Source organism: Bacillus sp. JH7, assembly GCF_001563515.1.
Classification (GTDB): Bacteria; Bacillota; Bacilli; order Bacillales; family Bacillaceae_G; genus Bacillus_A; species Bacillus_A cereus.
Genome location: NZ_LPUS01000001.1, coordinates 1,832,020 through 1,858,825, shown reverse-complemented (window position 1 = coordinate 1,858,825; position 26,806 = coordinate 1,832,020). Strand labels below are relative to the sequence as shown.

Below are 26,806 nucleotides of genomic sequence, written 5' to 3'. Positions count from 1 at the left end.
TACTTTAATCTCGACCCACTATACTCACCATGAAAATATACACATCCGCTATAAAAGATGGCTACCAACTATTGCACATTCAATTTACTGGTTTTCTATTGAGAAACCAAAAGATTATCATAAAAATTTAATGATAGCTTGGGAAGAAAAGCGAACGAATAAAAACAAACGCCTCCTTTAATTATTATTTAGGGGCGTTCGTTCATTCAAAAATTAAAGAATATGTAGTTTATATTCTCTGTATAATTTCCTCAAACGACTGATATGAGCTTGATGATACCGATTATGATCTGCTATATGCCATATTCCCCATCTTATTGTCGCAGTTTCGCCTTTTTCATACAAAACTTCCTCTCTTAAAAGAACAACACCATATGTTCATCATCATTATACACACCATTCATTTTTATAGCCCTTTTTTCAATTCCGTATGTTTTAAATCCCATTGATTCATATAATCGTTTGGCTGGTTCGTTCGTTGAAACAACCCCTAAATTCAATTGCTCTAGCTTCATCTCTTTTGCCCTTTCAATTGCTTTACGTATTAAATCACGTGCAAGACCACTTCTTCGATTTTCAGTATCTACATACATTGCAACGATATGTCCTTTATGCTTATATGCGTCTTTTTCTTCTGTTAATAAAGTAACAACCCCAACTAAACGATTTTCATTATTAAAAGCACCAAATGTAAAACTACTATTGGATGAAAGATTACTAGCAACTCGTTCAAGAGGATTTTCTTGACGTACTGCTTCTTCATAAGTCGTTATAAATGCTTCTGGATTTACTTGTAATGCTTGTAAACGTAACTCCCAATATTGTTTTGCATCCGCTTTTGTAAGTAATCGAATCATTTTATCTTCCCCTTTTTAATTTACATAATATTTTTATAGGCTACTTTTTTGATTCATACTCTTCTTTTAATATACTGTAACGATTGCGATGAATGAACTTCCCCTGTCTCAATCGATCATTTCTCATTAACCCTTCGCATACAAATCCGGCACTTTCATAACTCTTTTTAGCTTTTGTATTATCTTCATCTACACGTAACCAAATTTTCTCCAATTCAAACTGAGAAAAACCTATTTGTAACATGCTGTTTAGAGCTGCCATTCCAAATCCTTTACCCCAATAGTCTTTATTTCCAATCGCAATTCCTAGTTCAGCATTTTTATTTGTTTTATCAAAATTTTTAAGGTCTACCCATCCAATATGTATACCTGCCTCAGTAACGATTGCCCTTTGTTCATAACCATTTTTTCGGCTTATACAAGCTTCAATCCAGTTTCTCGTATCTCCACGAGTGAACGGAGGATATTGATCTGGTACGACTAAATGCTTTGTTACATCTCTATCTAATGACCATTGATAGCGATCTTCTACATCATCTAGTGTCAATTCTCTTAATTGAACATATGGTACATTCATTTTTCTCTCCCCTTTTTATTTACCAATAGAAAATCCTTCGAACACTCTTCCACCATACTGTTCTAACGTCTTTTCTATAAAATGAATTAATTCATTTTTCTCTCCCGTTTTATAAAAATGATCAAAAGCGGCTACAAATTTGTTTGCATATTGCTCATCATATCTTCTTAGCACTCTAATAAACCATTTTGAACTCCCAAGCCACTTACCATTTACTCTTAATACATATTCATGTACTAAATCCGCTAATAAATTAGCGATAAACAATTCTTCTTCTCTTTTTGTTGCACCAATAAAGTCATCTAAAGTATCCGTAATAAAATATCGCTTCTGCTTAATCGTTTCTTCGGTCCATTTAGCTGGTCCTTTATGTAGTAAATCATTCGCTTCTTTTTTTAATTTCTCAACAATTTCCTTTTCCCCTTTTAATGCAATCCCTTCCGAAACTAATTGTGGTAACGACGGTCTCCCTCGATCACAATCCATTTTGAAAAAGGTTTTATATGTTCCAAAATTATGAACAAACACCTCAACAGGCCATCCATTACTATAGAAAGATTCCCTATAGCAAGAAGTTAAACTTTGATCGATTATTACAATATCAAGGTCAGATGTTTTTGTCGCTTCTCCTCGTGCAACGCTTCCGCCGAGTAAAGCTACATCACAATTCGGAAATTGTGATATAATTATGTTTTGTGCTGCTTCAATTGGTTTCATAACTGTTCCTCTTTTCTTATTTCACTTTCTTTTTTCAGCTCTTTCTCTCGCTTTTTTTATATAGCTTTCTGCATCTGGTGTTTTACATGACGTTGCACCGTGATCAACCTCTACTTTTCCAATTTCACGTGCAATTTCAATCGCTTGTCGCTCTAAGTCTTCATTACGAATTCCTATTGCGATTAAAGCACTATTCATCGCTTCTTTTTTTCTATTTTTTTCATTATGTATATTTTCTTTAATCTCTTCTAAGTACGGAGAGAAGAAATCATCATGTAACGTTTTATTTTTAATCGCTATATTTGCTAATAAAGACCAGCCAGCTCTTCCAATCCATTCATCATTAGACTTTGTCCACTCTTCCATTCTTTCTATTGCAATTGGCGAAGTACATATAGATTTCATAAGAACATCCATCAAACAGTAATAATCAACATCCTGAATCCAACTATTAAGCTGTTCTGTCGTTATTTTTTTCGGGTCTAAAATATAAGTTGCTAATGTCATTGCGTCCATATTTTTCGTTTCCCACAATCCAACTGCTAAATCATGATCTTTTTTTATCTTCTTTTTTAACAATTTTAAATTCGCAAAACTAACTCCAAATAACGGCTCTTTCGCTCCGTGGTTTTTATACGTTTTTCGATTTTGTTCTGTTCCATATTCCTCTAGTTGCTGCATTACTTCCTCAAGTAACATATACCCACCTCTTTATCTTTTATGTTGACTGTATATATGTATGTACGATATATTCTACATTACTTTTTGGTTTTCCTATATTTATTTTGAAAGTACGGTATGTGAAATTTCTAAACATCGCACAGCTACACCATCAAAAAACTGTATGTTTAACATGTACAGTTTTTTGATGGTAACAATTTTCCGTAGAATAAAATATTTTGTTTTTCGTCCGCTTCTTGTAAATATTTATTAATCATTCCAAGTGCTGCCCTATCCTTAATTGATCCTGTAGGGTTATGCCATTCACATTTAGCATAGATAGAAAGGTTCTTCGGTTCTTCGGTTCTTCGGTTCTTCGGTTCTTCGGTTCTTCGGTTCTTCGCATTCTAATTTAATGAGAGGTGTATTCCCGACATTTTTAGAAAACTCATACAAATGTTTTAATGTCATACTTCTATACCTCCTGCATAAATGATATTGATTACATTTATTCTTAACCAAAATACTTTCTACATTTTAATAATTCTCTCAATAAGATTTTCTTATATAAAAATCCCTACAAACGCTGTAGGGATTTATGTCTAAATCATTTTGCTACACTCTATTTCATATGAAAATAGTTTCCTTATTCAGATGCATTCATAAGCACAATTCTCCAACCATCTGGATCCTCTATTGTGGTTCCTTTCTCTATCCAATACGGGTTTTCTGGTTCCACCTCATGGTAGCCCATATTACTTAATCGATTTACTATATTTTCAATTTCATCTTTATTAGGCATATAAAAAACTAGTAAATTATCTTTTGTCGGTGCCGGACATGGACTTCCATTAACATGTGAAGTAAACTCCAAATGATACTCTTCATCTGGTAATCCAAACATAACCCCGTCATATCCTTCATGATTGTGAAATTCCCCTATACGTTTTAATCCTAATCCTGTTTCATAAAAACTAATCACTTCTTCCAATTTATCTGTTGGTCTTGCAATTCTAAATTGAACCCAATTCTTCATGCAAATCTCTTCCTTTTCATTTTCCAAAGCTTTATAGTAATTAGTATAGGTTAGATATATTCCCTTTAACATCCCTCATTAGTGTGAGCTTCCTAAGTTGAAAGACCTATTAGTTAATAAACAATAGGACTTTAGTATAAATTGCTATTTTGCATTGTTTCTAATGTTATCCATGACTGCCCAATTGGATTAACATATGGCCTTTCCTCATTACAAATTTTACAGTGAGAAGGTGCTTCTTCATTTTCGGGATACTGTACTCCACATGTAGTGCAAATATAATTATTCATATTCCCGCTCCTTTTTTCATATAATTGTTTCTTTACCAATATTTTAATAAAAATCAAAAATATTCGAATCAATATTTGGAACGAAAACGAAGTGATACGAAAGTATGATTTGGTGATTGAAAGTTTAAATAATAAAGTTTAAATTCATTCTATTTTTCAAAACTGCAATTGATATAAAATCTTGCATACTTTTGGGTAAACTTTTTTACAAGTGTAAAAAAGTTTCTTTGCATTTCCCTACCTATAATTGCTAATATAGTAGAGTAGAACTTTTATAGAGAGAAGGAAAATTATGCACAATGGAATTCGAATGACAACTTTAGTAAAAAGGGCTATGTTAGTTTGTGCGGGAGTATTATTCACATACGAAGCGGCTTTTGGATCAGTACATACTGCTTTAGCTAGTACAGAGGATGAAGCAAAATCTGTTCAACTTGTAAGTGAGATTCAAACATCTCTTGCTCCGAAAGAAGCTCCAAAACATTATAACGGGCAAGTTAGAAAAGTCGCTTATTTAACATTTGATGACGGTCCTGGAAAATACACAGCTGAGCTTTTAGATATGTTAAAGAAAGAAAATGCAAAAGCAACATTTTTCCTAATTGGTTCAAACGTAAAAGCTTTCCCTGATCTTGTAAAACGCGAAGATGCTGAAGGCCACTACGTTGGGATGCACAGTATGACTCATAACTACAAGAAACTTTACACTGAAGGTCATTACGTAGATGAAATGAAGGAAGACCAAGGCTTAATCGCTGGTGTTTTAGGTAAATCACCAGTATTAACTCGTCCAGCTTACGGCTCTATGCCAGGATTAAACGAAGCTCTTCGCAACAAAGTTGTAGACAATGGCTTAAAAGTTTGGGATTGGACAATTGATTCTTTAGACTGGAAATATAACAAAATGCAAGTTGATGCTGCATCAGCTAAAATTGTAGAAAACGTTCTAGCTCATTCTACAAATCCAACAGAAGTTATCCTTATGCATGATATTCATCCACAATCAGTAAAAGCAGTACCTGGAATTATTAAAGGACTGAAAGAAAAAGGATATGAATTAGAAGCATATAATGAGAACGAACACTTCCCATTAAACTTCTGGCATGATAATCGTATGTAATGAAAAGACTTGATCCCCTCTAGTAGGTTATCAAGTCTTTTTTATCGTTTTTAGAATTTCCTTATAGAGAAAACCTATACACGCTTGCACCATATCAATAGTATACGTCCCTTTCCTTTTATCAAATAAATTTAACTTTGAAATATCACATGCTATCTTTAACCTAGTTTAAATAAGTAGATGTTATATAATCGTATTTATAGTGCAAACTGAAGAAGCTTGGAATCAATTTAAGAAAGAAACGTGATAAGTAAAAAACTACAAAAGCGACTTATCCAAAATAAAAACATACAGTCAAAAAAGAATTGAATATACAATTTCAATCCTTTTTTTATATTATCAACACTTTAGCACATATTACTCTTAAGGAGTGATATGTATATGGATTTTCTTTCATCTGAATATTTGTCTGCCTTGCTTGCCATTATTGTAATCGATTTAGTGTTAGCCGGAGATAACGCCATTGTAATTGGATTAGCAGCAAGAAGATTACCGAAAGACCAACAAAAGAAAGTTATCATTTGGGGAACCATTGGAGCAATCGCTATTAGGGCCCTCGCTACCTTAGTTGTCGTTTGGTTATTAAAAATACCTGGATTACTCCTAATTGGTGGTGTACTTCTTATTTGGATCGCTTACAAGCTGATCGCTGAGGGCAAAAACCATGATATTAAAGCCGAAGAAGGATTTTGGTCTGCCATTAAAACCATTATTATTGCTGATGCGTTAATGGGCATTGATAATGTACTCGCTGTTGCAGGAGCTGCCCATGGTAACTTTTCTTTAGTAATCATCGGACTATTAGTGTCTATTCCAGTAGTCGTATGGGGCAGTACATTAATTTTAAAATGGGTGGATCGTTTTCCTGTCATCATTACGATCGGAGCAGCCGTTTTAGCTTATACTGCCGCGAAAATGATTGTAGATGAGAAGTGGTTCGCTGGATTTTTCGAAAGTAACCCTTTCGTTAAATGGGCATTTATCATTATTATCATCGTCGGTGTAGTTTTCTTCGGAAAGGCAAAACAAAAAGCAACAGCTGGTTCTGTCTCATAATGATGGTATATTTACAAATAAAAGGCGCTATTCATATGAATAGCGCCTTTTATTATTTAGCTTCCCCTTCCGGAGTCGTTTTTACCTTTGTTTTGTTTTTATCACGGTTGTTATAGTTATACTTCGAACGATCTACTGGAGTGAATCCTTCCGGTGTGTAGAATCGTAATAAGTCACCATTTACGACTTGGTCAGAGTATTTTAGTGAGTTTTGAACCATTTGTTCATTTTTCTTTATTTCATCTGTAAATTCTACAGGTTTTCCAGTAGTTGTATCATAGTATTTGCCGTTTAGTGCAGTAACTGTTGGGCTTACGTAGTTACCGTTACGGAACGCAACGACTTGTTTATGATCTGGTGATAATAAATCAGAACCGAATTGAACATAATTCTTTGTATCTGTACCTAGTAAGTGTAATAGCGTTGGAAGAACGTCAATTTCACCACCATATTGATGTTGTACGCCACCTTTCACTCCTGGTACACGAACGATTAATGGTACACGTTGTAACTGTGCATTTTCAAATGAGTTCATTTCTTTACCCATTACTTTTGACATTGCTGCGTTATGATTATCTGAAATGCCGTAATGGTCTCCGTACATAACAATAATTGAGTTATCATATAAACCAGATTGTTTCAAGTAATCGATGAAGCCTTTTACAGATTCGTCTAAATAGCGTGCTGTTTGGAAGTACGTATCTACTGATGAATCACCTGTTGTTGCTGGTTCAATCGTTGCTTCTGCCTTATCGATTGGATAAGGGAAATGGTTCGATAACGTAATAAACTTCGTATAGAACGGTTGTTTCAACGTTTGTAATAACGGAATAGATTCATTAAAGAACGGTTTATCTTTTAATCCGTAGTTTACTACGTCTTTTTCATTCATATCGTAGTATGACGCATCAAAGAATTTATTAAAACCAAATGATTTATAAATATCATCACGGTTCCAGAATGTTTTGTAGTTACCGTGGAATACTGCTGATGTGTATCCTTGTTGTCCTAAAATAGCTGGTGCTGATTGATACGTATTATGAGATTTCGTTGTAAAGACAGAACCTTGCGGTAAACCAAACATTGAATTCTCTAACATAAACTCCGCATCAGATGTTTTCCCTTGTCCTGTTTGATGGAAGAAGTTATCAAAATAAAGTGTATTCGCATCTTTTGTAAATGAGTTTAAGAACGGTGTAACTTCTTGACCATTTAATTTGTAATCAATTAAGAAGTTTTGGAATGACTCTAAATGAATGTAAATTACGTTCATTCCCTTTCCTTTACCGAAATACTCAGGATTTGGACTTGCATAAGTTGATGTTAAATAATTTCGTACTTCTGTCATATTATCACCATCAGCTAATGCTCGTTCTGTCGATGCTTTCGCACTTTGAATTCCATCATAAATTGTGTAGTTGTATGCACCTAAATATTTCACAATATAATTACGGTCAAACGTTCTTGTTAATAATTCAGGACGGTCAGACTCTGCAAGACCTAAGTTAACACTGAATAATAAAATACCTACTACAAATACTAGAGATAATTTATGCTTCGCAACACGAATTGGTTTTGGATTTGCAAATTTTGTTGCGACTAACACAATTAATATAATCGTGTCTAAGAAGTATAATGGATCATAAAGATGTAGCAATGCAAGAATACTACCACCTAAATCTCCAAAGTTATTCGTTTGTGTTAATGTCGGGAACGTAATAAAGTCACTGAAAAAGCGATAGTATACTACGTTTGCGTATAAAAGGATCGACAATAACAAATTAATGATAATTAACCAAATATAAGATCGTTTCCCTTTTGCAAATAATGCTAGTCCTAAAAATAGAACTGCTGAACTAAGCGGGTTAAAAAACAGCAAGAATTTTTGGATTGTGTTTGAAATTCCTAAATTGAATTCTGTTACATAAGCTGCATATGTTTTGAGCCACAATAAAATAACGGCAAACAGAAAGAATCCAAAATGATTGCTTAACACACTTTTGCTCTTTAATAAGAACTGTTTCATTTCTCCACCTCTTTTGATCATCCAAGGCTTATTTTTTATAAGTCTGTCTCTCTATTCAAATTTTCTTCTTCAAATAGATTATCTTTATTTAACTATATGAAGAATATTAGTAATTATAATTTGAAGCTAGTATTTATTCAACTATTTCTTTCTAGACATTTTGACCTTGGTTTCTATTTAACAAAATAAATTTGTAACATTTCCTGTTTTCTCCCAAGATTCATCCACTAATTATGACACCCCATACTATATACCTTTATAAACTCATTCGCAAACTATTCTATCTCCAAATTTGGTACATATTTCACATGACAAAATAATACGATTTGATTATATTACTCCACTTACATTTCCCTTCTTCAACTAACTATTTAAATCTTAAAGTCATTACATCCCTTCCATACATGAAAGAATTCTCCTGTTCATTAATATTATATTTGAATAATTATTCATTTGACCGACCAGCGATGTTACGTTTTCTCGACAAAAAAACTCGCTCTAAAAAGAACGAGTTTTTTCATTATATATTATTGACCTTTGTACATTGCATCTACTTGTTTTTGAAGTTCCTCATTTTCTAAGAACTCATCATAAGTAGCCTCTTTATCGATTACACCGTTTGGTGTTACTTCGATAATGCGGTTTGCAATTGTTTGCACGAACTGATGGTCATGAGATGTGAATAAGATTGTACCTTTGAATGCAATTAAACCGTTGTTTAATGCTGTGATTGACTCAAGGTCTAAGTGGTTCGTTGGATCGTCAAGTGTGATTACGTTCGCACCACTTAACATCATTTTAGATAACATACAACGAACTTTTTCGCCTCCAGATAATACAGAAACGTTCTTCTTAACTTCTTCACCTGAGAATAACATACGGCCTAAGAAACCACGTAAGAAGCTTTCAGACTCATCTTGTGGAGAGAATTGACGTAACCATTCAACTAAGTTGTAATCACTGTTCTCAAAGTACTTAGAGTTATCTCTTGGGAAGTAAGATTGAGAGGTTGTAACACCCCATTTAAATGAACCGCTATCCGGCTCCATTTCACCCATAAGAATTTTAAATAATGTTGTCATCGCAATATCGTTACGGCCGATAAATGCAACTTTATCACCTTTATTTAAAGTGAAGTACACATTATCTAACACTTTTTCACCATCAATTGTTTTAGAAAGACCTTCAACAGTTAATAAGTCATTTCCTACTTCACGCTCAGGTGTGAAGCCAACGAATGGGTAACGACGTGATGACGGTCTAATATCATCTAATGTAATTTTGTCTAATAATTTTTTACGAGAAGTTGCTTGTTTCGCTTTAGAAGCGTTTGAACTAAAGCGTGCAATGAAGTTTTGTAACTCTTTTACTTTCTCTTCTTTTTTCTTATTAGCATCTTGTGTTAATTTTAAAGCTAATTGGCTTGACTCATACCAGAAGTCATAGTTACCAACATAAAGTTGAATTTTACCGAAATCAAGGTCAGCCATGTGCGTACATACTTTATTTAAGAAGTGACGGTCATGGGATACTACGATAACTGTGTTTTCAAAGTTCATTAAGAAGTTTTCTAACCATTGAATCGCTTTTAAGTCCAAGTGGTTGGTAGGCTCATCTAATAATAGAATATCAGGTTGACCGAATAAAGCTTGAGCAAGTAATACTTTTACTTTCTCTGCCCCAGTTAATTCTGACAATTTCTTATCATGAAGATCTTCACCAATACCTAAACCTTTAAGAAGAATTGCAGCTTCTGACTCAGCTTCCCAACCGTTAAGCTCAGCGAACTCACCTTCAAGTTCAGCAGCGCGCATTCCATCTTCATCACTAAAGTCTTCTTTCATGTAAATAGCATTTTTCTCTTGCATTACTTTGTAAAGTTGCGTGTGACCCATAATTACTGTTTCTAATACTGGGAACTCTTCATATTCGAAGTGGTTCTGTTTTAATACTGCTAGACGCTCACCTGGCGTAATATGTATGTCACCTGTTGATGGTTCAATTTCTCCAGATAAAATCTTTAGAAATGTAGATTTACCAGCACCGTTTGCTCCGATCAAACCGTAGCAGTTACCTGGCGTGAATTTTATGTTAACATCTTCAAATAATTTGCGATCCGCGAAACGCAAACTAACGTTACTTACTGTAATCATTTGTGTCCTCCTACTAATACCGCTTATTTCAGCGTTTTCTCACCGATTGTCTTAAAAAATCGCATATTACGACTCAATTATTGTAGACTATAGCTATTATATAGTAGAAGCTGGATGAATAGCAACGGTTGATTACCTTTCTACAATGAAATCGGATAGTTTTTGTCCCTTCCCCTAGCTATTGTATGTATATCATCGACCTCTTTCTCATATAACCTTTCACTGCTCATTCTGTAATATATCGGATTCATTTTCATCTGAAATATTATATACCGAAAAAACTGTAGAGAAATCATTCCCTACAGTCTCTTCTTATTTCGTATTTATTATTTTCTCTTTGTAACTCTTCATTTTACTCGTTAACCCTATTAACGCCGGTAATAATATCGGCATCACAATTAAAGCTAATAGAAGAAGTGCAACGCCAACTACTGATGCAACTTGTATAAGTGTTAATACACCTGATGGAATTAATGCTGCAAATGTCCCGCCTAAAATTAGCGCCGCTGATAATACAACTCCTCCTATATGACGAGATGCAGTTACAATTTTCGTTACCGAATCCCCTTCTATCTCGTTATAGCGCATCATTACGAAAATACTATAATCCACTCCTAAAGCGACAATCATAATGAAGCTAAAGAATGGAACATTCCAGCTTAATGAATCTACATGTAATACATGTGCACTAATTTGTTCGCTTATACCGAGTGATGCGAAGTACGCTAATAGTAATGAGCCAATAATAAATATTGTGTTTAGTAATGAGCGTGTAATTACGATTAATACAATCGCAATTCCAATTAACATAATTGTAGCTGTACGTAAGAAATCTTGCCCTGTTACTTCTTTTAAATCAACGTTTCTAGCTGTTGTTCCGCCAATTGCTGTTTTCGCATCATGTAATTCCGTTCCCTTTACAGTGCCATCGATTGTTTTATTGATTTCTTGAATAATTGGCATCGCTTCTTTTGAATACGGATTTACATCTAAAATGATAGTCATTTTAGCAATTTTTCTATCCTGCGACATGTACGTGTTCAATGCTTTTTGGAAATCTTCTCCCTCTAGCACTTCTTTTGGAATATAAAACTTCTCAGAGCTCTTCGATTCATTGAGCTCCCCTAAATATTTTTGTGCGTCATGCAGGCCATTACTTACTTTTCCAAGCCCTTCTGTACTTTTAGATAAACCGGATTGTAATTGCCCCATCTTTTCTTGCAGGTCTTTAAGGCCCGTTAAAAGTTGTCCTTGCCCATCGTTTATTTTCGTTAATCCAGATTGTAACTCAACTGATTTATTTGCAATTTGTTTTGAACCTGAAGAACCTTCATTTAATCCATTTTTAAGATCGTCTGCTCCCTTTTGTAACTTATTAACTCCATTGCTCATTTCTTTTAAGCCGTTATCCACTTTCAGTAACGATTGATTCGCTTCTTTAAATGAACTCATCGCCGTTTTGTGCTGTGCTGCTAATTGATTTAATTCATTTGAAAGTACGCTTAATTTCTTTTGAGCCTCTTTAGCAATTCCTATCGTTTGTTGTATGTTTGGATCATTCGCTAATTCTGGTTTCGTTTGAACGAAATTGGTCATTAACATTTCAATTTGTTCATATCCCTTTTTCGCACCATCAATCGCTTGAAAAATACTTCCGAAGAATTGATCGTAAGAGTTTAAACCTTTTTCTAACTGTGCATAACCAGCATGCAGCTGCGACGTTGCATTAGATAGAACATTTATATTTTCGTTTACTGAAGCTAAACCACTCTCAATTTGCTGTGCTCCTTGTGCACCGTCGTTTATGCCATTTGATAATTGATGTAAAGCTGTTCCTAATGCTGATACCCCGTTTTTCGCCTCGTTCGTTCCATCAATTAATTTTTGAACATTCGCAAGACTATTTGAATCATTACTTCCCATTTTATTTTTCGCATCTGTTAATCCATCATTAATTTCCTTTATGCCACCATCGGCATCTCCTAATCCTGTATTCAATTCTCCCGCTTGCTTATTTAAATATAATTCTTTTATCTTCTCACCAGTTGGACGTGTTGGTGCATATACTTCTGACACACCTTTAACTTTCGAAATTTTATCAGTTAATTCGTCTAAAATTTGTAGAGAAGTTCCTTCATCCAGCTTTTTATCAGATTGAATGACTAATGTACTCGGTGAAGAGAAACCAGGCGGAAAATGATCCTCTATTACGTTAATACCCATCTTGGATTCATACTTATTATCCACTTCAAATAAATCATTGTAATTAAGTGTATTAGAGTATTTTAATACGAAAGGAATCGATATTACGAATACGATGATTAAAGCGACAAATGGCCTTGCTACTGAGTTTTTCGCAAAGAATCCCCATAAGCGACTATCCTCATGACCTTTAAATGTTTTAACTGGATAAAACATTCCTTTTCCTAAAAGCACCATGAAAAATGGATTTAAAGTCGTTAATACGAGTAATAATACTAAAACACCAATTGCTACCGCTGAAGTCGATTGATATAATTTAAAACTTGCTAAAGCAAGTGATGCAAAACCAATTAGCACCGCTATTCCGCTATATAATACAGTTTTACCTGCTGATTTGAATGTTTCTTTCGTAGCTAAAAATGCATTTTCTTGTTTACTTAATTCTTCTTTAAACCTCGTATATAATAAAATGTTATAATCTGTTCCTACCCCAAACAGGACGACGACTACGAACACTTGTGTAAAGTTTGAGAATGGAAAATTAAATTGATCTACAAGCTGGGCAATAATCCCCATTGAAACTAAATACGATATACCAACTGTAAGAAGAGAAACAATTGGAACAACTGGTGAACGGAATACGAGGATTAATACTACAAGAATGAAAATGATTGAAATAACTTCTGTCTTTTTCACTCCCTCTTGAGAGGATTTAAGAAAATCACCCGCTATTAAGTCACTTCCTGTTAAATACGTTTTTACCCCTTTCGTTTGCACTTTTTCATGAAGATTATTTGAAACTTTTGATATTTCACCATGTTTTTTATCTATCGATATTTGCGTTAAAATAGTCGTATTATCTTTAGAAACTAATTGTTTCTCCAAGTCTTTATTGTCTAAATGTGAAACAACTTCCTTAATTCCTAATTGCTCTTTTTCATTTTGCAGAGCGTTGATTGTTTTTGTTATTTCCTTTTTTTGTTCATCTGTTAAAGCTGCCTTATTGCCACTATTAAAAACGGCTATAATTTCATACTTTTCAACCCCTTCTTTATCCATCTCTTTCATCATCTTGTCAGCAATACTGCTTTGCTTTGTATTAGGGATTGTAATTTTCCCTTTTTCTTTCACTAATTGATCCATATTAGGCATCGTTACGACCATTGTAATAGTAATAACTATCCATAATAGAAAAGATAAACTTCTCCAACTTTTTAACTTGCTCATTTGAATCATCTCCCGTTTTGAAAGTTTCACGTTAGTAACGGAATGAACGTTCATTCCTATTGTTCTATTACATTATTTTGTGAATTCTATTAAACTAGTCTTTCCGGAATGAATGTTCATTCCCTTAGTTACACAAACATCCTTTCCTACTCTCATTTTTTAAATCTATTTAGGAATGAATATTCATTCCTTTCCTTATAAAGCTATAGAATCAAATGATTCTAATAGCGTTCCAAGAGCTTTCTTCTAATTCTTTTACTAACTCTTTCGAGTATTCTAATTGCCCTGTTGCAATTACTTTCGTTAATTTTTCTAGCGGTTGATATACAATAATAATTAAAGCAACTGGAGGCAATGGACGAAGAAAACCTTTTGCGATTCCATCTTCAATAATATTCATAAAGAAGCCTATAAAATCATCAAATATTTTCTTACTCTGTTCATCAAGAAAATAACTATCACAGTGAGAATTTGTAAATAAAAAAGCATCTACATTGTTTCTCGCAAATTCAAATAAACGGTTGTACGTATGACTAAACTGTTCACGAATATTTGCTTCAACAGGAAAATCCGTTTTTATTATTTCAGAAAGCTCTAACATACTTTTTGAAAATAATGAGTTAACAAGTGCCTCTTTATTTTCAAAATAGCGATAAATAGTACCCGCACCGACTTTTGCCTTTTCAGCGATCATTGGAATTGTCGTACCATCGTAACCACGCTCTGCAAAAAGTTGCATCGCAGCATCAAAAATATCCTCTTGTTTGTTTTTAGCCATTTTTTCCACCTCTATTTCCAGGAATGAAAATTCATTCCGTTTTTAATTATAAATTACATGGATTAAAAGTCAAGTGCGTGACAAAGTATAGTTACGTTTTAGTGAAAAAATTATATCAACGATTATTAGAATATATCAGCGCAAGTCTAATTATATCAGCGATTTTCAGAATATATCGGCGCATCTCCAATTATATCAGCGATTTTCAGGATATATCGACTTACCGACAACCAAAGAGAAAGCTGTCCCAAAAATTGTTTTTGGGCAGCCCAATTTTCTATTGAAAACTTAAAAGAAATCATAAATAAATGCTTCTCGTACCGGAACTATTTTCTCAAACGCTTGTATTTCCTCTTCACTTCCGCTAATTAATTCTAATTCATTCAGTTGTAACGGACGTTTATAGCCGAACATTATTGTAGATAACTCGTTTATATCCAGTTTGATGCCTTTATCTATTGTTTTTTCTTTTATTATTGTTATTTCATGATTTGCAAGTCTCACTGTTATGTTATTCCACGGAGCAAATGCGTCTGTAATGTTTAGGATCACTTCTTGCTGTACATTGCTCCAATTCAACTCATATTGTTTTAAGAACTGCTCTACATCTACAATTCTTCCCATAAAATATGGTTTTATTTCTGTCTTCACGCGCGGCTCTTGCAATGAATATAATAACGGTTCGCTTTCACTTACTGTCATTTCAATTTCTTTAATCATAGAATCATGCTGACAAATAAAGTTCCACAGACCATTTCGTGCTTCATTATGCAGTGGTACAAATTCTTCTACTGTCATTTTATAGTTTTCTATTTTGTATAACATGTAACCTGCTGCCTTTTTATTTTCATCATAGTAAATCGCTAATGTTAAATCATCATAAACCGCTTGTAACCACCAGTTCTTCTCTCGAACTAACATACATGAAAAACGTTCTGCAAATGCTTCATAGAGCTTCTCGACTTCTTCTGGATGATTTTCTTTATTAAAACGTTTCACAGTACCATTTACTTGTTTTTTCATCACTAAATCGCTCTTACTTATATGACATTTGAGTAGATTCGCACAAAGTTCCCAGCCGTATTTACGATAAAATGAAACAGCAAATGGATGTAACATAGAGACTGTATAGCCATCTTTTTTCATTGTTTGAAGTGAATGTTGAAGTAGCTCTTTTACATACCCACTTCTTCTGTACTCTGGATACGTCGCTACTCCTGCAACGCCACCCATTTTAAATTTTTCTTTACCTATGTAAATATGAAACGGAATGAGGTGTAGTTTTGCAGCTAAGTCTTCCCCTTCCATAATGCCGTATATTTCATGACTTTCCTTCATCTTTGTAAGTTGCTGCTGTAATCGTTCCTCATCTACTTTATATTGAAAAGCGTATTCTGATAAACGTAATGCTTCTCTGAACTTATCTTCTTTTAATTGTATGACATTCATATAATTCTCCTCCATTCCCTGTTTGAATTGTATCATAATTCTTACTATTATAGTTCGGTAAGTGAAACTACAAGGACGTTTTAACAAAAAAAGCAGATACATCACGTATCTGCTTTCCATCCTTTTTATTTAGCTAATTTTTGAAGTTCGTCAAAGAATGTAGGATATGATACACCTACTGCTTCTGCATCTTCAATAATTGTTTTTCCTTCTGCTAGGCAGCCAGCAATTGCAAGCATCATTCCGATACGGTGATCACCATAACTATTTACTGTATTGCCTTTTAGAGCTGATTTTCCGTAAATGATCATACCGTCATCAGTTGCTTCTATGCGAGCTCCTAGTTTCGTTAATTCAGCAACGACTGTATCAATACGGTTTGTTTCTTTTACTTTCAATTCATGTGCATCTTTAATTACTGTAATTCCTTCTGCTTGCGTTGCCGCTAATGCGATTACAGGAATCTCATCGATTAATCTAGGGATAATATCTCCGCCAATTTCAATTCCTTTTAATGAAGATGTTTCGATTGTAATATTTGCAGCTGGTTCCGATGCCCCTTCGTTAATTAGATCTACAGTGAACGTAGCACCCATTTTTTCTAAAACATCAATAATACCTGTACGGGTTGGATTCATCCCTACATTTTGTAATACTAGTTTACTATTTGGGATGATTGCACCTGCTACTAAGAAAAATGCTGCTGATGATACGTCACCTGGCACTTGAATGTCTGTTGCTGTTAATTTTTGTCCACCTGACAGCTTCACTGTTTTCCCTTCGCGAGTTACTTTAACACCAAATGCTTCAAGCATTCTTTCCGTATGGTCGCGTGAAATATGTGGTTCTGTAACAGCTGTTACACCTTCTGCACGAAGACCTGCAAGTAAAATAGCCGACTTTACTTGTGCACTTGCAACAGGAGAAATATATTCAATTGCTTTTAAATCTCCGCCACGTATTGTTAACGGTGTAAATGTTCCTTCTTCTCGGCCGTCTATGTTTGCGCCCATTTGTTTTAATGGGTTTGTTACACGCTTCATCGGTCTTTTTGCGATAGATTCATCACCTTGTACGCAAGAGAAAAATGGTGTGTTAGCTAATATACCTGACATTAATCGGATTGTTGTACCAGAATTACCAACATCTAATACAGCTTTCGGTTCTTGTAAACCTTCTAATCCTTTACCAACTACAGTAACCTCATCACCGTTTTGCGTAATTTCTACTCCCATTTCTTTAAAACATGAAATCGTACTTAAACAGTCTGCACCGGGCAAGAAACCTTTAATTGTTGTTTTCCCTTCTGCAATAGAACCGAACATAACAGCACGGTGTGAAATGGATTTATCACCTGGGATTGTAATATTACCATTCAATCCGTTATTAACGGGTTGTATTGTTCTTTCTTTCACGTTTTTCACCTTCTCATTTAAATTGTTTCATAAGTTTGGTATTCTTCTTCTCCAAGCGCTAGCTTTGCTTTCATACGATCTTCTTCCCTTTGGAAGCTAATACGTAATACCCCAAGCAGTCCTTCACGCGCTTCTAATATTTGCAAGTTCGTAATACTAATTTCCTCGCGCGCTAAAATACTCGTAATATGAGCCAATGCCCCCACCTTATCTAATACATCGACGTATAAGTCGTGATAGGCAGGAATTGCCCCTCTCTTTCTTACTGGTAAAGAATCACGGTATTCTTTCGCATCTGCAAAATAGTTTTGAATCTCGCCTGCATCTCCGGTAGAAACTGTTTTATATAAATCTTCCATTTCAGAGATCCACTCTTTTAATAATACCATTAAATGCTCTCGATTTTGCTTTACAATATCACTCCACATTTTTGGACTACTAGATGCGATACGTGTAATGTCTTTGAAACCTCCAGCAGCTAGTTGATGAATGAGCGGATTATCTCCTGCATGTTTCTCAACTTGCTTTACTAAACCTGCTGCGATAAGGTGCGGAAAATGACTAACGATCCCTGTTACATAATCATGTTCTTCCGTATTTAAAACAAGAAAATGTGACCCTGTTCCTTTTAACCATACTTTAAGGTCTTCCACTTGTTTATTTGGCACGTGATTCATCGGTGTTAAAATGTAAAATGCATTTTCAAACAAATGTGCCTTTGCACTTTCAACTCCCGTTTTATGAGAACCCGCCATCGGATGTCCACCAATGAAAGAAACATCCTTTGAAAATAAAGCTTCCGCTTCGTTCATAATAGACCCTTTTGTACTACCAACATCAGTCACTATAACATCTTCTCGTAAACGGAATGACGCAAGTTTGTGTAATAGCTTCTTCGTTTCTTCAACTGGAGAAGCAAAAACAATTAAATGTGCCTCTTCACATGCACGCTGTAAATCAACTCCTATTTCATCTACTACGTGTAATTCTTTTGCACGCTCTACTTGCTCTTTAAATATATCGTACCCTGTTATCGTTACATCGTGCTCTTTCTTAATTGCTAATGCGAGAGAGCCTCCTATTAAACCTGTTCCAATTAATACTACCTTTTTACGCATTTGTCTCATCTCGAGACTTATTTTTTTTATTTTCAAAGTGTTGTTTTAACACTGAAATCACTCCTTCATTTTGCTCCCTTGTTCCAACTGTAATACGGACACCCTTTGGGAATGGACGAATAATAAATCCTGCATGTGCACAAGCTTCATAAATCTCTCCAGCATTATCTACCGGTAAGAAGATGAAATTAGTTTGTGACGAATAAAATGGTATACCGTTTTCCTTACAGAAACTCTCGTATTGCTGTAATCCTTCTGTATTCATGTGAACTATTTCTTTAATAAACTCGTCATCACCAAAAGCAATCGTCGCTGCTTTTTGCGCTAATGAAGATACGTTAAATGGTAAACGTACGACATTTAATTTCTCAATTAGCTCTTCCTGTCCGATCGCATATCCAACGCGGAAAGAAGCTAATCCGTATGCTTTAGAAAACGTTCTAAGTACAAGAATGTTTTTATGTTTTTCTAAAAGCGGTAATGTCTTAGGGAAATCTTTTGCTGTTACGTATTCATAGTACGCTTCATCAATGACAATTAACGTATTTTCACTAATGCCTTCAATAAATTGAGTTAATTTTTGCTCATTCACATATGTGCCCGTCGGGTTGTTTGGATTACAAATCCATACGATTTTCGTATTATTATTTACCGCTGACGAAATTTCGTCTAAATCGTATACACCTTTATTTAAAGGAATTTCTTTCACTTCACACCCTTCAATAATCGCATGATGGCGGTACTGCGGGAATGTTGCACCTGCTGTTACAATGTTATCTCCCGCTCGTAATACGGCGCGGCTTATTATTTGAATGATTTCATCTAAACCACTACCACAAAGTACTTGTTCCATTTGCACATGCAACTTATCTGCGATTGTTTGACGGAGCGTTGTAGCACCTCCGTCAGGATATAAAGCATGTTCCAACCAAGAGTTTTGCAACTCTTCTAAAACTCTCGGTGAACAACCAAATGGATTTTCATTCGATGCTAATTTCACAAACGAATGATCTCCGTACACTTCTTTCATTTGTTCTGGTGATTTACCTGGTTTATATGGTTGTAATGATGATAGTTGATCTTTTACTTGCACGTTAAACCCACCTTTTTATTAAAATTCTTTTGCGTAGTTATTGTGTTGCATAATGTTTTGTTTTAATAATTCCATACGATCTTTTCCGAATTGTTCGACTAGTGCATCTGCAAGTTCCCATGCCACAACAGATTCAGCTACTACACCCGCTGCTGGTACTGCGCAACTATCAGATCTTTCAATACTCGCTTGGAATGCTTCTTTCGTATCGATATCAACGCTTGCTAACGGTTTGTATAAAGTAGGAATTGGCTTCATCACGCCTCTTACGATAATTGGCATACCTGTTGTCATACCGCCTTCTAAACCGCCGGCATTATTCGTTTTTCTCGTGTATCCTTTTTTTTCATCCCACAGAATTTCATCATGCACTTTGCTTCCTGGTTGTCGTGCCGCTTCAAAACCTACGCCGATTTCAGCACCTTTAAATGCATTTATACTCATAATTGCACCAGCAAGTTTTGCATCTAATTTACGATCGTAATGAACGTAACTACCAACGCCAATCGGCATACCTTCTGCAATGACTTCCACAATACCACCGATTGAATCTCCACTACTTTTTGCGTTGTCAATCGCATTCATCATTTCTTGCTCTACTTCTTTATCTAAACATCGAACTGGTGAGTTTTCAGTAATTGTTTGAATTTCTTCAATTGATAAGTTTGAAATATGTTTTGCTTTTACTCCACCAATTTCAAGAACATGTCCTGCAATTCCCACGCCTAATTCGCTTAAAATTTGTTTTGCAACTGCACCAGCAGCTACACGAACTGTCGTTTCTCTTGCAGATGACCGCTCTAATACGTTTCTTATATCACGATGACCATATTTAATTGCTCCATTTAAATCTGCATGTCCGGGACGTGGTTTTGTAATTGTACGTTTCATGTCTTTACTTTCTTTTTCCGAAATTGGCTCTGCACCCATTACTTTCGTCCAATGTTTGAAATCATCATTTTTTACAATTAACGTAATCGGTGATCCAAGTGTCATCCCGTGACGAACACCACTTACAATTTCAACTGTATCTGTTTCAATTTGCATACGTCTTCCGCGTCCATGACCTTTTTGTCTTCTTAATAATTCTTTATTAATATGTTCCGCCGTAAGTGTCAAACCTGCTGGTACACCTTCTAAAATAACTGTTAACTGCGGTCCATGTGATTCTCCAGCTGTAATGTATCTCATTTCTCTTGCCCCTTTACTATTTTTTGTACAAAAAAGTCCCTACTGAGCGCTCAGTAGGGACGATGTTTATCGCGGTACCACCCTAGTTGTAGACTTCTTTCGTCTACCTCTCTTCTTCTTTAACGATCGTTCGACCGTCTTACCCTCCAAAAGTTGTCGGGAAAGATGCTCCAAGGCTGTAATTCATGCTTACCTTTGTACTGATTCACACCGACCATCAGCTCTCTTTAACAGTGAGATAAGCACTACTGTTTCCTCTTCAATGCATATATGATATGGAATTAAGATAATTTATTTTTGAAACCTTTTAACTCATCCATGAATCTATGGAATTCTGGAATGTCCATTTGTTGTGCAGAATCTGATAATGCAACTGCTGGATCTGGATGAACTTCAGCCATTACTGCATCTGCGCCAATTGCAAGTGCCGCTTTCGCTGTTGGTAATAATAAATCTCTGCGTCCAGTTGAATGTGTTACATCAACGATAACTGGTAAATGTGTTTCTTTCTTTAAAATTGGTACTGCAGAAATGTCTAATGTGTTACGTGTTGCTCTTTCGTATGTGCGGATACCGCGCTCACAAAGAATAATTTGATCGTTACCTTGCGCAATGATGTATTCCGCTGCGTTAATGAACTCATCAATTGTTGCTGCTAATCCACGTTTTAATAATACTGGTTTGTTAACTTTACCTACAGCTCGTAATAAATCGAAGTTTTGCATGTTACGTGCACCAACTTGAATTACATCAACGTAGTCTAATGCCATTTCAACATCGTTCGGATTTAAAATTTCACTAATAATTGCTAAGTCAAACTCGTCTGCTACTTGACGTAAAATTTGAAGTCCTTCTACTCCTAAACCTTGGAAATCATATGGAGAAGTTCTCGGTTTGAATGCACCACCGCGCATTAATTTTAAGCCTTGGTCTTTCATCGCTTGCCCTACTTGACGAACTTGTTCTAAACTTTCTACTGCACAAGGTCCCATGATGAACGTTTGTGTTCCGTTTCCAATCAATTCACCTTTTACATCAACAATTGTATTTTCTTGTTTCTTTTTACGTGATACTAGTAACGCTTTACGGTTATCATCTTCTTGTAACTCTAAGCTTGCTTTGAAAATCGTTTTGAAAATATGTTGAACTGTTGATGTTTCGAATGGTCCTTCGTTATGCTCTGCAATCATATCAAGTACTTCACGCTCACGTACTGGATCAAAGCGTTTCGTGCCTTGTACTTGCTTTTGCTCTCCAATTTTTTGAACAATTTCACCACGTTTGTTTAAAAGGTGTAATAGTTGTAAGTTAATTTCATCTACCTGTTTACGTAATTGATCTAATTCATGATTTGCCATTTGGAAATCCTCCTCTAATGTTTTAAAAGTATAGTAAGAGAATAAAAAATTCTCTATTTTCTGAACTGACTAATTATACAAATTTATAGTGGAATCGATACCTCTTCTTATTTTAAACTAATAATTCGTACAAAGACATGAACTACTAGTTAAAAACCCACTTTTTTGTACAAAAAAGCCCTACTGATTCAATCAGTAGGGACGATATTTATCGCGGTACCACCCTAGTTGTAGACTTCTTTCGTCTACCTCTCTTCATTGTTAACGATCATCTGACCGTCTTTCCCTTCATAAAGACAATACTATCTTTACTACGAAAAAGATGCTCCAGGACTGTAATTCGCTCTTGTTTATGTACTGGTTTGCACCAACCACCAGCTCTCTGTTACAGGGAAACAACAACTACTGCTTTTCCTTTCAATGCATGACTATTTAATTTTCAAGTTGAACCACTAAAATACAAAAAGTCCCTACTGAATAAATCAGTAGGGACGATATTTATCGCGGTACCACCCTAGTTGTAGACTAACTTTCCGTCTACCTCTCTTCACTGTTAACGATCAATTGACCGCTTTTTCCTCATAAAGACAAACTATCTTTATTACGAAAAAGATGCTCCAAGACTGTAATTCATGATTATCCCTGTACTGGTTCACACCAACCACCAGCTCTCTGTTACAGTAAGACTAACCACTACTGTGATCTCTTCATTGCACTTTGTTTATTCAAATGTTTTTGAAATTGAATAAGTATGATTCGTATTATAGAACGCTTTTCAAAACACTGTCAACAACTTTTTATATATTTTTTAAAATTCCACTTTCGTCCTATAACTCTTTTTGTAAATCACCCATTACAATTCCTATGCGAATTATTTCATTTTCTAGTAAATGTAAAACATATTCCTCTACTTCATACTGAACTAATAATTCTTTTATTTGTATGATTTCTTTTTCAAATAAAACGGCTTCGTGACATGTTTGTAGTAAAATAAAAAACACATTTGCAAACATTTCTTTATGCGCTTTCATACTTTCTTTTTTATGAAGCATTTCAATCAATAACTGCTTCATTTCCTCACCTGTACATTTACCATGTACACTTGAAAATGCACGAGACATAATACATAATCCTTTTTCTAATATTTCATCCATGTATAAAATAATACGTAAAAGCATCACATATTCTCTCGCAGTTATCTCACCCATTTTTGGTCGTTCTCGCAAAAATACACTGAGCCAAGCTGTCCAAAACTTTTGTTGTTCTTTTACACTTAATGTTTTGACGTAATAGCATAAAAACTGCATAAACTTAATTTTATTTTCTTCATTTTCTAGTATGAGTAACGGGTATAACCAATTTGTTTTTTGCTCCCAATATAGTACACATTTAATAAATACAAAGCTAAGCCACTTCAAGAAAGCTTCTCTCGTATGCGGATGTAATACTTCCAAATGTTCTATCGCATACTTAATAAATCGCTTCATTTCTGTAAATAAAGGTAAATTTATTTGCGTGTAACATAAGCCGGCCCATGCATATTCCGTAATCTCATTTTGTTTTTTTAAATCTAAGTATGGTAACAAATATTTTCGGCACCATTGTTTTTCAATATGATATAGAAATGTAATATCTGCTATTAAACGAGCAAACATAAAGTTTGTTCGTTCCGAATTAACTCTTACTTGTTCTTCAAATAAAAATAAATATTCATATACATTACGATCGTATAAATGATCATATGATAACAACTTTAATAATACAGCCGTCATTTTTCCAACTGGATGCTGAATTGATTCATTATAAAAATCTTGTTTCCCAAGCTTAAAGTCTGTACCACTCTTCATAACTTGAGGGAACACTGAAAAAGCAAATCGTTTTACAACACGTATACTATTCTCTTCTAACTCTTCTAGTCGATTACTAATTTCATATAGAAAACTACTAATTAACCAATGAAAAGCAGTATTTCTAACAAATTTCTGCAATAGCGGAATAATTTTTTGGATTTGCTCATTCGTCAATCCTCGATTATTTCGCCATTCTCTAATACAAACAAACCATACTTCATTACTTATTTCTTGCACTCCTACTAATTGGTATGCAAATGAAATACTCCACTCTGTGTTTAATTTACATGCTTTTGATAACATCTCTAAAAAATGGCGTTGTTTAAAAACACCATCTTGCGAAAATTGCTGAACTTGCTTCATAATTTCAACATCTTTCAGCTGCAATAATCCGTCAGCAGTTACATTACAAGTAATGCTTTCTGCTGTATCTTCTTTCTTTTGTACACTGTATCGTTCAGAATGAAAATGAGGATGCTTTTGCTTCATTAACTCATACCCATTTGCCGTAGATGGGCTATTCGAATCACACTTGAATAATAAGTCTAATACGAGACATGCATCAAATACCCTCTCTTCTGTAAGATGCTTTATTACAGTTCGAGTGACTTCTTCTTTTGTTTTTTCTAAACAATGTGCATAATGCCTTTTTAAAAGTTGAAAAACTTCGTGTTTATAAGTGAAATCTAAAAGAAGTCCTTCATGTAACAACCATTTCATTTTGTCATCTACACGAACAAAAATATTTTTATTCATCGCATCAATTGCAATTCGCTTTTGAAGTACACTATTTGCTTCTATCATTTCTGTAATATAATAATCCGCTTTTTTTTCATTGTTTTCGCATAAATAAGTTAGACACTCTTTTACAATTCGTATTAAAAATGCAAGATCATTTTGATGAAACTCTTTCTCTACATTTTCCTTATTTCTTTTTTTCAGTGCCGTTTGTCTTAACGACAACATTCTCAATTTTTCTAATCCAATCATCATAATTGGAACAGCATAATAAGCGATATATGGCCTCATCTTTTCGTTCCAAATTTGCTCCACATGAGAAAATGTAGATACTGGTAAGCGACTCGATTCCTCGAGTTCTATTGATTCTTGCGTATCATTTCCCCATTTTCTTACACGTTTCAACTTCAGTTTTCCGTCTAAAATAAAAGTTAGTAACAATAAGGCAATTTCTTTATGCTCAGGAAAAGAACATTTTTGCAGTAACTTAGAAATCTTTTCTATAGAGCTACTATCTTTTTCAGCTGTTTCTAATAAAAGGAGTGTCCACCTTGCAAACAACAGCGGGTCCATCTTACTCTTCGTTTCGTTTAAGTAGTTACAAATTGTTCTCCATAATAACGGTGATATTTTAGAATAGTTTTTATAAATTAATTGAAATAATTCTTTCTGATGACTAAAAAGAAATTGTTCCACTAACCATTCTGCAAGTAATTCATCTACTTCATTATAGTTTGGCGTAAGCATAAACAAATTTTGTAATTTACCTTCTGCTTCTAACCATTCGACCCATTCATAATCATGAGCAAATTCCACAAAGTAACGTACTGTTTCAATTTTTTTAATCGATTGCTTTATGTATGATAATTGTTCCTGTTCTACTGACGGGGGAACCGTTACAATATCCCGAATACGCATTCTTTTCGTAATATAATTATCACCCATTAATTCAGCCCAGCGTTTTACCGCTTTTACGAGGGATTGATGATTATTCACCTTATTCGGATACACAATTGGTCTTATCCCTAAATGTTCCCAATGGTACGTATTTTCTCCTTGTGCGACAAAAGCAAATCGTCTTGTACTTGGTGGTAAACCAGTTGCTAAATATTTCATTACTGGGTCATTATGACTATATCCAACGAATAAAACGGTGTAATTTGAGAATAGATCAACTAAAAATCTTCTCGCCCACCCTTCCGTTAAGTAAGCCCTTCCAAAATCACCATCTGTTAAAATTAAAGCCTCTTTCTCCTGTTCTACATTACCATGTATATAAGCAAGACCTTTAAAAGCTCTCCCAGTCGGTAAAGCTGGAGCGTAATAAACATTGATATCTCTATTTATTTCTTTAATTGCTGTTGTAAAATGTTGATCAAAATTTGTTGTTACAATGCGGATATCTGTATCTAAAGGAAATAGCCTTGGAATTGCATAATGCAATGGATTCGGTTTTGATTTCTCTATATGAACAAGATCTCTTGCGACTTGATGTACATCTTTTGTTTTCGCAATTTTACCAAGATAATAATCATGTGGTTCTGTTATTTCACGTTTTTCGACATATAACGTTTTTGCAATTTCATCAACTAAATCATCAAAATTCGGTAAGTTTGATTTCCCTTTCATAGAAACTCCCGCTCCAACAAATAATACTAACTTTCCTTGCTCAAGGTGATCAATTAACTCATCTGGAATTTCTACTTCTGAAGTAATCCACATCCTGGATTCCCCCTTACCTAAAAATGTCATACACTCTCATTTTACTATAACATTTTTTCGTTGTTTTTATAATATTTAGACTAAATTCCGAACATGAAAAAGTTTTATGTAAATAAATCCGTTACAATGTATGAACTCCAGAATTTATTGAAAAACTATGTATAAATCGGAGG

18 protein-coding genes, 2 pseudogenes and 3 other annotated features are annotated in these 26,806 nt (G+C 34.6%); of the genes and pseudogenes, 2 read left to right on the top strand and 18 right to left on the bottom strand.

Translation table 11 applies throughout. From position 1 onward, the window contains the following. Positions 1 to 213 precede the first annotated feature (213 nt). The 7 genes and pseudogenes from AU379_RS28790 to AU379_RS09315 form a co-directional block, all read right to left on the bottom strand. Positions 214 to 351: pseudogene (locus AU379_RS28790) on the bottom strand (DinB family protein); the annotation flags it as partial. Between the two features lie 5 nt (positions 352 to 356). Beyond that, complete coding sequence (locus AU379_RS09340; protein WP_000620316.1) at positions 357 to 857, bottom strand: GNAT family N-acetyltransferase; 501 nt, start codon at positions 855 to 857, stop codon at positions 357 to 359. A 40-nt stretch (positions 858 to 897) separates the two neighbouring features. Continuing rightward, positions 898 to 1,434 carry a GNAT family protein gene (locus AU379_RS09335; protein ID WP_001102495.1) on the bottom strand — a complete coding sequence of 179 codons (537 nt, stop codon included), beginning with the start codon at positions 1,432 to 1,434 and terminating at the stop codon, positions 898 to 900. 15 nt (positions 1,435 to 1,449) lie between these two features. After that, on the bottom strand, positions 1,450 to 2,151 hold the full coding sequence (locus AU379_RS09330; protein ID WP_061139166.1) for a nucleotidyltransferase domain-containing protein: 702 nt from the start codon (positions 2,149 to 2,151) through the stop codon (positions 1,450 to 1,452). A gap of 21 nt (positions 2,152 to 2,172) precedes the next feature. Further along, a complete protein-coding gene (locus tag AU379_RS09325; protein WP_000923453.1) occupies positions 2,173 to 2,850 on the bottom strand; it encodes a DNA alkylation repair protein in 678 nt (225 codons plus the stop codon). A gap of 185 nt (positions 2,851 to 3,035) precedes the next feature. Then, positions 3,036 to 3,282 (bottom strand): annotated as a pseudogene (locus AU379_RS09320) (pyridoxal-phosphate dependent enzyme); the annotation flags it as partial. Positions 3,283 to 3,457: 175 nt separating this feature from the next. Then, on the bottom strand, positions 3,458 to 3,847 hold the full coding sequence (locus AU379_RS09315) for a VOC family protein (RefSeq protein ID WP_000800677.1): 390 nt from the start codon (positions 3,845 to 3,847) through the stop codon (positions 3,458 to 3,460). A 582-nt stretch (positions 3,848 to 4,429) separates the two neighbouring features. Here AU379_RS09315 and AU379_RS09310 point away from each other — a divergent pair. Both AU379_RS09310 and AU379_RS09305 read left to right on the top strand, forming a co-directional pair. Continuing rightward, positions 4,430 to 5,257: a peptidoglycan-N-acetylglucosamine deacetylase gene (locus AU379_RS09310; RefSeq protein ID WP_000551443.1), complete on the top strand. Its 828-nt coding sequence runs from the start codon at positions 4,430 to 4,432 to the stop codon at positions 5,255 to 5,257. Between the two features lie 381 nt (positions 5,258 to 5,638). Beyond that, entirely contained in the window at positions 5,639 to 6,313 is a 675-nt protein-coding gene (locus tag AU379_RS09305; protein ID WP_000346955.1) for a TerC family protein, read from the top strand. A gap of 52 nt (positions 6,314 to 6,365) precedes the next feature. Here AU379_RS09305 and AU379_RS09300 read toward each other — a convergent pair whose 3' ends face one another. From AU379_RS09300 to AU379_RS09250, 11 genes are all read right to left on the bottom strand, one after another. Next, the gene (locus AU379_RS09300; RefSeq protein ID WP_000808774.1) at positions 6,366 to 8,339 is read right to left on the bottom strand and encodes an LTA synthase family protein; all 1,974 of its coding nucleotides are present in this window, start codon (positions 8,337 to 8,339) and stop codon (positions 6,366 to 6,368) included. 527 nt (positions 8,340 to 8,866) lie between these two features. After that, positions 8,867 to 10,492, bottom strand: a complete 1,626-nt coding sequence (locus AU379_RS09295; RefSeq protein ID WP_000633864.1) for an ATP-binding cassette domain-containing protein — start codon at positions 10,490 to 10,492, stop codon at positions 8,867 to 8,869. Positions 10,493 to 10,804: 312 nt separating this feature from the next. After that, positions 10,805 to 13,921 (bottom strand): MMPL family transporter, encoded by a 3,117-nt coding sequence (locus AU379_RS09290; protein WP_061139165.1) that lies wholly within the window; start codon positions 13,919 to 13,921, stop codon positions 10,805 to 10,807. A gap of 211 nt (positions 13,922 to 14,132) precedes the next feature. After that, positions 14,133 to 14,699 (bottom strand): TetR/AcrR family transcriptional regulator, encoded by a 567-nt coding sequence (locus AU379_RS09285; protein WP_001107299.1) that lies wholly within the window; start codon positions 14,697 to 14,699, stop codon positions 14,133 to 14,135. A gap of 288 nt (positions 14,700 to 14,987) precedes the next feature. After that, positions 14,988 to 16,148 carry a GNAT family N-acetyltransferase gene (locus AU379_RS09280; RefSeq protein ID WP_001100920.1) on the bottom strand — a complete coding sequence of 387 codons (1,161 nt, stop codon included), beginning with the start codon at positions 16,146 to 16,148 and terminating at the stop codon, positions 14,988 to 14,990. A gap of 125 nt (positions 16,149 to 16,273) precedes the next feature. Further along, complete coding sequence (gene aroA, locus AU379_RS09275) at positions 16,274 to 17,563, bottom strand: 3-phosphoshikimate 1-carboxyvinyltransferase (RefSeq protein ID WP_000664630.1); 1,290 nt, start codon at positions 17,561 to 17,563, stop codon at positions 16,274 to 16,276. Positions 17,564 to 17,580: 17 nt separating this feature from the next. Next, positions 17,581 to 18,681: a prephenate dehydrogenase gene (tyrA, locus tag AU379_RS09270; protein WP_001228131.1), complete on the bottom strand. Its 1,101-nt coding sequence runs from the start codon at positions 18,679 to 18,681 to the stop codon at positions 17,581 to 17,583. Continuing rightward, a complete protein-coding gene (gene hisC, locus AU379_RS09265) occupies positions 18,674 to 19,774 on the bottom strand; it encodes a histidinol-phosphate transaminase (protein WP_061139164.1) in 1,101 nt (366 codons plus the stop codon). The genes tyrA and hisC overlap by 8 nt, the downstream gene beginning before the upstream one ends. Before the next feature lie 18 nt (positions 19,775 to 19,792). After that, positions 19,793 to 20,965, bottom strand: coding sequence for a chorismate synthase (gene aroC, locus AU379_RS09260; protein WP_001269429.1), 1,173 nt, complete (start codon positions 20,963 to 20,965; stop codon positions 19,793 to 19,795). A gap of 52 nt (positions 20,966 to 21,017) precedes the next feature. Then, positions 21,018 to 21,237 (bottom strand) — a binding site (T-box leader). 9 nt (positions 21,238 to 21,246) lie between these two features. After that, complete coding sequence (locus AU379_RS09255) at positions 21,247 to 22,323, bottom strand: bifunctional 3-deoxy-7-phosphoheptulonate synthase/chorismate mutase (protein ID WP_001273575.1); 1,077 nt, start codon at positions 22,321 to 22,323, stop codon at positions 21,247 to 21,249. A 194-nt stretch (positions 22,324 to 22,517) separates the two neighbouring features. Continuing rightward, positions 22,518 to 22,753: a binding site (T-box leader), on the bottom strand. Between the two features lie 54 nt (positions 22,754 to 22,807). Then, positions 22,808 to 23,043: a binding site (T-box leader), on the bottom strand. A gap of 107 nt (positions 23,044 to 23,150) precedes the next feature. Beyond that, positions 23,151 to 26,633 (bottom strand): DUF4020 domain-containing protein, encoded by a 3,483-nt coding sequence (locus tag AU379_RS09250; protein ID WP_061139163.1) that lies wholly within the window; start codon positions 26,631 to 26,633, stop codon positions 23,151 to 23,153. Between the last annotated feature and the right edge of the window lie 173 nt (positions 26,634 to 26,806).

Coding starts and splice junctions, on each gene's coding strand:
- AU379_RS09325 (WP_000923453.1), bottom strand. CDS start 2,850: ATGTTACTTGAGGAAGTAATGCAGCAACTAGAGGAATATGGAACAGAA.
- AU379_RS09255 (WP_001273575.1), bottom strand. CDS start 22,323: ATGGCAAATCATGAATTAGATCAATTACGTAAACAGGTAGATGAAATT.
- AU379_RS09250 (WP_061139163.1), bottom strand. CDS start 26,633: ATGTGGATTACTTCAGAAGTAGAAATTCCAGATGAGTTAATTGATCAC.
- AU379_RS09295 (WP_000633864.1), bottom strand. CDS start 10,492: ATGATTACAGTAAGTAACGTTAGTTTGCGTTTCGCGGATCGCAAATTA.
- AU379_RS09340 (WP_000620316.1), bottom strand. CDS start 857: ATGATTCGATTACTTACAAAAGCGGATGCAAAACAATATTGGGAGTTA.
- tyrA (WP_001228131.1), bottom strand. CDS start 18,681: ATGCGTAAAAAGGTAGTATTAATTGGAACAGGTTTAATAGGAGGCTCT.
- AU379_RS09305 (WP_000346955.1), top strand. CDS start 5,639: ATGGATTTTCTTTCATCTGAATATTTGTCTGCCTTGCTTGCCATTATT.
- AU379_RS09330 (WP_061139166.1), bottom strand. CDS start 2,151: ATGAAACCAATTGAAGCAGCACAAAACATAATTATATCACAATTTCCG.
- AU379_RS09310 (WP_000551443.1), top strand. CDS start 4,430: ATGCACAATGGAATTCGAATGACAACTTTAGTAAAAAGGGCTATGTTA.
- AU379_RS09280 (WP_001100920.1), bottom strand. CDS start 16,148: ATGAATGTCATACAATTAAAAGAAGATAAGTTCAGAGAAGCATTACGT.
- AU379_RS09285 (WP_001107299.1), bottom strand. CDS start 14,699: ATGGCTAAAAACAAACAAGAGGATATTTTTGATGCTGCGATGCAACTT.
- aroC (WP_001269429.1), bottom strand. CDS start 20,965: ATGAGATACATTACAGCTGGAGAATCACATGGACCGCAGTTAACAGTT.
- AU379_RS09315 (WP_000800677.1), bottom strand. CDS start 3,847: ATGAAGAATTGGGTTCAATTTAGAATTGCAAGACCAACAGATAAATTG.
- AU379_RS09335 (WP_001102495.1), bottom strand. CDS start 1,434: ATGAATGTACCATATGTTCAATTAAGAGAATTGACACTAGATGATGTA.
- AU379_RS09290 (WP_061139165.1), bottom strand. CDS start 13,921: ATGAGCAAGTTAAAAAGTTGGAGAAGTTTATCTTTTCTATTATGGATA.
- AU379_RS09300 (WP_000808774.1), bottom strand. CDS start 8,339: ATGAAACAGTTCTTATTAAAGAGCAAAAGTGTGTTAAGCAATCATTTT.